6 protein-coding genes, 1 tRNA gene and 2 pseudogenes are annotated in these 7,466 nt (G+C 66.4%); 3 read left to right on the forward strand and 6 right to left on the reverse strand.

Annotation, left to right across the window (positions count from 1 at the left end; translation table 11 throughout):
- Nucleotides 1–519, forward strand: a pseudogene (locus FV222_RS12580) (hypothetical protein); the annotation flags it as partial.
- Entirely contained in the window at nucleotides 516–923 is a 408-nt protein-coding gene (locus FV222_RS12585) for a hypothetical protein (protein ID WP_147814482.1), read from the forward strand. The pseudogene FV222_RS12580 and the gene FV222_RS12585, both read left to right, overlap by 4 nt.
- Nucleotides 924–1,056: 133 nt before the next feature.
- On the opposite strand, the gene FV222_RS12590 is transcribed toward FV222_RS12585, so the two are convergent.
- The 6 genes from FV222_RS12590 to FV222_RS12615 all read right to left on the reverse strand — a co-directional run bounded on the left by FV222_RS12590 (nucleotide 1,057) and on the right by FV222_RS12615 (nucleotide 6,615).
- Entirely contained in the window at nucleotides 1,057–1,623 is a 567-nt protein-coding gene (locus FV222_RS12590) for a hypothetical protein (protein ID WP_147753437.1), read from the reverse strand.
- A gap of 378 nt (nucleotides 1,624–2,001) precedes the next feature.
- Entirely contained in the window at nucleotides 2,002–3,000 is a 999-nt protein-coding gene (locus FV222_RS12595; RefSeq protein ID WP_187277320.1) for an AraC family transcriptional regulator, read from the reverse strand.
- Between the two features lie 146 nt (nucleotides 3,001–3,146).
- The gene (locus FV222_RS12600) at nucleotides 3,147–4,502 is read right to left on the reverse strand and encodes an MFS transporter (RefSeq protein WP_147814486.1); all 1,356 of its coding nucleotides are present in this window, start codon (nucleotides 4,500–4,502) and stop codon (nucleotides 3,147–3,149) included.
- Nucleotides 4,503–5,402 (reverse strand): transposase, encoded by a 900-nt coding sequence (locus tag FV222_RS12605; protein WP_147814488.1) that lies wholly within the window; start codon nucleotides 5,400–5,402, stop codon nucleotides 4,503–4,505.
- A gap of 147 nt (nucleotides 5,403–5,549) precedes the next feature.
- Nucleotides 5,550–6,329, reverse strand: a complete 780-nt coding sequence (locus FV222_RS12610) for a CDP-diacylglycerol diphosphatase (protein ID WP_147814501.1) — start codon at nucleotides 6,327–6,329, stop codon at nucleotides 5,550–5,552.
- A 210-nt stretch (nucleotides 6,330–6,539) separates the two neighbouring features.
- A tRNA-Lys gene (locus FV222_RS12615) sits at nucleotides 6,540–6,615 on the reverse strand.
- 298 nt (nucleotides 6,616–6,913) lie between these two features.
- Here FV222_RS12615 and FV222_RS12620 point away from each other — a divergent pair.
- Nucleotides 6,914–7,466 (forward strand): annotated as a pseudogene (locus FV222_RS12620) (hypothetical protein); the annotation flags it as partial.

A 7,466-nucleotide genomic window follows, 5' to 3' on the forward strand; every position in this document is an offset into this window, starting at 1 on the left:
CCCCCCCCCCCCCCCCCCCTTTTTTTTTTTTACACCCAAACCCTGCAAAACTATTTCGGCTCGGGTCTGGTGGGTTCTTATTTTTGTTCGCCGCGGGCGGCGCAGGCCTGCGCCCCGCGAATCGAGAACGAGGCGCCGTTCGACTTCGAGTGGCTGACCCGTCCCTTCGGGGGAATCTTCCAAGAGGCCGATCCGCCCGCGCCGAGTGAGGCCGCTATTCGCTACAAGGGCGACTCGATCCGGTTCATGAGCCCGCAGCGCGAATGGGTCCGTATCACCTACGAGTGCGTGTTCGATACCGCGGCGCAGCGCATCGAGACCGTGCGCGTGCGCTTCGGCCGCCTGAATGGCCGCATGGCTCCGCCGCCGCCCGGCCCGGGAGGCCAATCCGCGGCCGTGTCCGGCCCGCCGGCTCCGGTGGCCAGCCCGCCACCCGTGGTACCGCCACGGAAAGCACAGAGGCCGGGGGAGCCGAACAGCATCGAGATCCTGCAGGTGAACCCTGCCCAGAAGCGATGATGACCGCCGTGTTGCCGACCGGAACAAGCACCACGATCTCGGCGAGGGCCGGTGGGATCCGCAGACTCGCGGCGCTGGCCCCCCTAGTCATAGGGCTTGTTCCTTGGGCGGCGGCGGCCCAGACGATTAACAACGTCAACGACTGCACGCTGCTCACCGATCCGGTCTCGCTTAGGCGGTGTGTCGACAGCTTCGCCGGACGCATCCAGAGGCCATCGGATCAGTTGCTCTCACCGTCGGCAGACGTCGTACAGCCCCAGGTCGAAGGGCGCCCGAACACATCTCCCGCAGTCGCCACGCCGAAGGCAGGGACGCCCAAGCGCGTGAACAATTGGCTGCCGGAGGCCGGCAAGGCCGGCGGCGTCATTCGCTCGAACCCCAATTCGATCGTGTTCGACCGGTAAAGGGCGGGTAGCTCCAGAGTGATTGGGAGATGCATTGACGGCCGGTAACGATTAGTCTTTGGTCAAGTGGGTTCGATCCGAGCTTTTCCGAACTCAACTCGGCTGCGACGTGAATATTATACTTCACGCTGCTTCAACGTTGTCTGACGGTTAACGTGTTCCCGATGCCAGTCTGGGTGAAAGAGGAAATGTTTTGACTGCCACTCTGGGCGATGATTGCGACATTGAAGCCCCCTTGCTGGAACCCGGTAATCTGATTGTCCTGTCCTACTTGCGTGAAGACCGCGTTCAGGGCGAACCCCATTGAATCCTGAACGGATAGGATGCGATTGCCGGTTCCGATCTGCTGTGTGGACAACATGGCACCATCACCACGCGTGCTGCGAAGGCTATTACTTGCCGGCGCCTCTAAACCCGTCGTAGCTCTCGGGGCGGCCCTTCCCTGAGCTGCCGGCTCCTTCGTACCGAACAAGTAAGTCGGATCGCCCCGATCATAGTCCCAAGCCGAAAAAAGTGGCGTTGTGAAGCAGTTCTGACGAAGGCAGGAAGCATCGTCGAGACTGATTGCGCCTCGATCCACAAAAGCCGCCTGCCGTGAAAAAATGCTCGTTTCGGCTGCCGATGGGCTCGTGGCGACGATGAGTCCGCATGTGGTCAGGAGTACCGTTCGGACGGCAGGCGTCATAAGCCGGAAGAACATGATTTTATGCTCCCTTGCGTAACAAAATTTAATCTCCGTTATCGACGGGGCAACTACGGATTACAGAAATATACGTAAGGGGAAATGCTTAAGAGGAATGATCTCACGTTCGTGCGCTGCGCACGGATCTTCTCGTATGCTTAATCAGGCGATCGCGGCGCCATACCCGGCACCAAACGCTCACTTGTGGCGTCGAGGTTCGCTTTCGAACGGGTGTATCGAACAACGCGCACCCCTCGCTGGTACCTCGGGGTCCGAAGGCGCGTATTGTCTGAGCATCCCCAATCTTATGCAGGGACCCACGGCATCGTTCGGGATGGACGATGAAATTTTGGGAGACGAACGCCACCTCGGGGCGCATCGTGCCGGTCGCGCGGCTCAGACCCTCGACGACTTGGCGTTCAGGACCTCGACCAAGCCGCGCATGTGTTCTGCCTTGAGGTCGCCCACGGCGCTGTCCTCAGGACGCAGCATGGCGTCGCGGAATTGCGCGGGTGGTACCCCGTAGGCCGCCGTGAAGGTGCGCGAGCCGTGACTGGCCGATGAAAAGCCGAGGTTCCACGCCAGGGTCGCGATCGGGGTAAGCCTGTCGCCCCGCAGGATCGCGGAGCGTAGGCGGGCTACCCGGCGCCGGACGATTTCGCCCTTGACGCCACCCACCGGGTCGAAGGCCCGGTAGAGCGCGCTGCGGGAAACCCCGGAGCCGGTCGCAACCAGACCTACATCGAGGTCGTGCCGCCCGAGATGGGCATCGATGAACAGCGACGCACGCAGTCGCCGTGCGGCCTGTATTTCTTCGTCGTCGCGATCCCGATCGGTGACGCATCGTCCGGAGCGATCCATGCCGTTCGCGATCAAACCGGCAATCAGCGCGCTCCCCCCGAGAGGAGCATCGGCGGACCCGGCCCCCCCCCGGGCCAGGGACAGTACGGCCACGCCGAGCCCTGGGCAGGCCTTCCTCGAGAGAACGGTACCGTGAAAACTGCGTAGGTTTGGGACCACGGCTTCGACGACTTCCCGGGACAACGCAACGGTGACGAAGTCGGCGTCGTGCAGGACCGTACGTTGCGGAAGCGTGGTGTCGAACACAACGACGTCGCCGGCGGCGAGGAGGCGCTCGTTCCCCGGCGCGCCGGCAAGCATACGGCCCGACCGCAATACCTGAAGGTTCAGATGCTCGAGTCCATCACGCTGGGCTCGCGAGCCCTCCCGCTGATGGACTACCCCGACGACCTGCCGATCGAACAGGAACAATCCGGCGGCGCGACGCCCTATGACGGTCGCCTCGAACCTATCACCAACCCGCGAGACCGAGGACGCGACGGAATAGAGATCGTGGTAGGTTTCGAACTCGTCCGATGCGGCGCGTCTGAGCATGGCCTGTTTTTCGAAGGATGGGCTACGGCCCGTAAACCCGACGGGGCGATACCGAACCATCCCAGCTGATTTCGAACCACATTCATCCCATCCGGGTTCCGTCCCATCGTTCGACCGAGCGAAGACGTATTTTCCGAGTGTCCACGTTACGCGCGGCGGCGCAGTCCCGCCAGGGCGCCGCTTAACCCTAGGAGGGCGGCGACGGTCACGACGACAACGATGGCCAGCCCGATCCCCCCATAGTCAGACAGCCGGTCGCTCAAGGCACCGATCGAGGGTGGCCCTATGCCGAAACCCACGGTCGTGACGACGGCGATGAACAGAGAGGTGATCCGGCCGCGCAGGGGCTTCGGTGTCATGGTCTGGAGGCCGAGAAGACCGGCGGGCGCGGCGAGGCCGAGTAGGAAGATGAGGCCCGCGAGCGCCGTTAAGGAGACCGCGACGCGATCCGATAGGCCGAACACGGCCGCGATGGGTGGGGTGATCGCAAGGCACCCGGCGAGAACCAGGATCGCGGCGGTGCGCGGACGGGATCGTGCGAGCATATCGATGATCCAGCCGCCCGCCAGGTGACCCATCGGAGCCGCCAGGACCACGACGAGGCCGAAGGCACTGCCTGCCTCCGCCATGCTGAGGCCGAAGCGGCGCACGTAGAGGACCACGGCCCAGGCGTTGACGGATTGGACAATGAGGATCGTCGCGGCGCTGGCGACGGTGTGGGCAGCATAGCGCCGGGCGTGCCGGGCGAGCCAAGCAAGCGCATGCTGACGCGGTCGATCCTGCCTAGACGTCCGCACGCGGTCCGGGTCGTGCAGGACGAGGTAGAGTGTCGCCAGAACGAGATTGGGAAGGCAGCTCAAGACGAAGATCGCCCGCCAGGGAGGCAACGGGCCGAAGGGCGGCACGAACGCGATGGTCGCCGGCAGGACGGCGAGCAGACCGCCACCGGCCAGGAGGGCGGAGCTTCGGCCGAGGGTGGCCCCGGCGGTGTAGATGGAGATGCCGCGCCCGAGCTGGGCTCGCCCCTGGCGCTCGGCGATGAGGGAAAGGGCCAATGGTGTCAGGCAGGCTTGGCCGAGGCCGAGCAGCATACGAGCGCCGATCAGCTCGCTGAAGGAGGTCGCGAGACCGCAGGCCACGGATGCCGCGCTCCAGACCAGGATGCTAGCCGCGATGAAGCGGGGCCGATGGAGGCGGTCGACGAGCCCGCCGCACAGGATCGAGGCGAGGACAAACACCGCTACGAACGCTGTACCTTGCACAAGACCGACCTCGAAGTCGCTGAATCCCAACGCGGTCTTCATGGCCGGGGCCACGAGGGCGATGAGGAACCGGTCGGCGAAGGCGATGAGGTGCGTCGCCGCAAGAAGGTAGACGCCGGGCCAGAGGCGGATCGGCGACGCGCGGATGACGGATCGACGTTCGTGTGAGGCGGGTGCGGGAATGACGGCGTTCCTATTCGGGACGCGCTGCGGCGCCTCCCTCAGCTCGACTTTAGCCATTCAGGCCGCCTGGCATAGGGCGTAGGCCCAGGCGGGTGGAAGACGGAACCGACGTTTCCTGCGGTCGCGCCTGCGGCCTGACATCGAAGAAGCTTCCTCGCGCCAGATGGTTCGACGGACGGCTGCAAGAGCATCGGAGAAGGTCGGCTGCGATTTGGGGTACCACGCAGCCACGGCAATCTGCCGCTGCTCACGCGCTGAGAGCCGGGTGGCGAGCAGAGTGACGATGGAGAACAGGGCGAGCAGGCAGGGGGTCGTACGAGCGATGGCCTTGTCGGACCATTGCCGCTGGGTCTCGACGCCGAGATGGGCACGCGCTTTCTGGAAGGTGACCTCGACCTGCCAGCGCCGGACGAACCACGTCACGATCTGCGTCGGGTCTCGTGCGGGGTCGGTGCAGAGTAGAGCTAGCGGCTGGAAGTGGTTCTCGGGATCGCGGATAAGAACCCAGCGGACTGGCACCACCGGCAGCCCGGAATGATGCCAGACGGCGGAAGCCGAGGTGATCTCGATCCTGCGTTCACCTGTGCCGTACCAGCCCAGCACGCTCACCTGCTGCCAGATGGTGGCCGGCTCGGTCAGGATCTTGGACAGGGTTGGCCGCCGTGCACCCGTCTTGCGCGGGCGCCCGATCGTACCGGGAAGCCTTGGGGGCGCTGGATCGTAGAGCGCCGCATCCAGGCGCAGGCGGGTGATGGCGGTGACGCCGCCGCGGCGCAGGGCATCGAGAAACAGCAAGGCCGAGAAGGCGCTATCGCCCACCAGCACGAGGTCGCGCCCCGGCAACCAGCGGCGCGCCTGCAGGGCCATCTGCCGTCCGACATCGAGCAAGGTCTTGTGCCGACGTCCTCGTTCCCGGCAGGCGCGCTCCGAGGGGACGAGGGCGGTCAGAAACGGCAATGCCCAGAGCCACGGGCCGAGCCGCGTCCTTACTCAAGCGATCGAGTGGACGCCTACAATGCCGAGGCGCGAGCCTTCCCGGACGATGACGACGTGCAACGTCGTCTCGGACGAGCAAGAGCAGATCGGTAGCAGTTCCTCCTTCTCTCACTTCGCATCCGGCAGGCTGATAGCGCCGGCCGCTGCTCTGCCATAGGCCGAGCACGTGTGAACCATCAGGTCCTCGGCGCTCGCCCGCGGTGCCCGGTAGGCGAGCACGTAGAAGCCGGGCTCGGAGTCGCCGGCCGCGGTGGCGACGGCGGCGAAGCTCGTCTCGCGCAGGTCCCGCCGGCCGGGCAACCGGGCCAGCGCAGTGAAGGGGTTGAAGCGATCCGCCTCGGCTGCCGGCACCCGCATCGCGAGGTAGCGGTCCCCGACGAGCGGAATCGGGAACGGCGCCCAGGTGCCACGGATGGCGTGTGCATGCGCCTTCAGAGACGCCAGAACCCGCGGCTTCATGCAGTCGAGATGGATGTGAAGCTGATCCTGGCTGCGGCCGCGCGCCGAGTTCACCGCCAGGCCCACCTCGGCCACCGGCACGCGGCCCTTTAGGGGATCCGACACGAAGTGCCTCGCCGCCAGGGCGGCGCGCCAGTAAGCGGCCCCAATCGTCCCGCGCAGCGCGGGCGCCTCAAGGCCCGCCACCGTCACCGTCGGCAAGACGACGACATGGGTCGGCTCGCCCGGCGCGCGGAGAACCGCCGTGCCAGGGCGCTCCTTGTCGCCGAGATCAACGTCGAGGCACGGGAAGGTCCGATTGGCGACCGTCTTGGCGAGCACGCAGGTCTTCAGCGCCGCCCAGAGCACGTCCCGGCTCGGATCGCCGGCAGCTCGCGCGGGCGCCGGCACCGCGGCCATGACGATCAGGAGCGGCAGGATGCAGCGCATAGTGTCCTCTCTGCCACCTTCCCTCGCCGGAGCTGCAGCCGCCACGATCTAACGCATTGTGGTCGAGCTATCCGCAGGCCGCGTCAAAAATGACGCGTATCGCCCGCTCGCTGAAGAACTCTTCGCGTGCTTCCCCGGTGCTTCCCCGCCGAAGAACAGGGAAGCACCGAATTTGTTGCTAATGCTAAACAGCTATAGAATATAGGAAATTGGTGAGCGCGTTGGGGTTCGAACCCAAGACCTACAGATTAAAAGTCCGTTGCTCTACCAGCTGAGCTACGCGCTCGCGTCCGCCGTGCAGTCGGCCGCGCGGGCCGGCCCCGGGGAGGCGTGGGTGGAATAGGGGAGGCCGCCGGACGGGTCAACATGGGGGTTGCGCCGAACGGCGTCGCATCCGTGCCGCGCGGGCGCCATGGTCTGCTGGCATCGGCGGTCGGACGCCCGGATGTCGGGCCGGAACGTCAGCCGTGATCCCTCCCCGCCCTGCCCCGCCCTCGCCTGCCCGTCGCTGGCCTCGCTTCGCCCTCGCCTTCGCCCTTGCCGGCCTCGGGTTCGGCTTGGCCGCGATCGGTTTCGTCGCGGCGATGGACCCTTATGGCCTGCGCGCGAGCCCCGGGCGGCCGGGCGCGATCATGGATCGCAACCAGCGCTTCATGTACCCGCGGATCGCGCGGGCCGGCGGATACGACGCGGCGGTGTTCGGGACCTCGACGGCGCGCCTCCTCGATCCGCACGACCTCGACCGGGCGTTCGGGGTGCGCTTTGCCAACCTCGCCGTCAACGCCGCGACGCCGGACGAGCAGCGCACCCTGGCAACACTGTTCCTGCGCCGGAACGCCGCGCGCGCCGTGCTGTTCGCGCTGGATTCCACCTGGTGCGCCGCCGCCCCGCCCCGCCGCACCGCGCACCCGTTCCCGGACTGGCTCTATGCGGAGGGCGCCCCGTGGGGCTGGCTGCGGCAGGTGAACGGGCAGAGCCTCGGGATCGCGGCCCAGGTCGCGCTCCACCGCCTCGGCCTCGCGCCGGCTCGCATCCGCGGCGACGGCTTTTCCGTGTTCACGCCGCAGGAGGCCGCTTACGACCCGGTCCGCGCCGCGCGCCACATCCACGGCGGCGGCAGCCCGCTCGACCCGGAGT

Source organism: Methylobacterium sp. WL103, from assembly GCF_008039885.1.
Classification (GTDB): domain Bacteria; phylum Pseudomonadota; class Alphaproteobacteria; order Rhizobiales; family Beijerinckiaceae; genus Methylobacterium; species Methylobacterium cerastii.

Excerpts from the sequence above, each read along its gene's own strand:
- FV222_RS12585 (WP_147814482.1), top strand. The coding sequence starts at position 516 with ATGATGACCGCCGTGTTGCCGACCGGAACAAGCACCACGATCTCGGCG.
- FV222_RS12590 (WP_147753437.1), bottom strand. The coding sequence starts at position 1,623 with ATGTTCTTCCGGCTTATGACGCCTGCCGTCCGAACGGTACTCCTGACC.
- FV222_RS12595 (WP_187277320.1), bottom strand. The coding sequence starts at position 3,000 with ATGCTCAGACGCGCCGCATCGGACGAGTTCGAAACCTACCACGATCTC.
- FV222_RS12600 (WP_147814486.1), bottom strand. The coding sequence starts at position 4,502 with ATGGCTAAAGTCGAGCTGAGGGAGGCGCCGCAGCGCGTCCCGAATAGG.
- FV222_RS12610 (WP_147814501.1), bottom strand. The coding sequence starts at position 6,329 with ATGCGCTGCATCCTGCCGCTCCTGATCGTCATGGCCGCGGTGCCGGCG.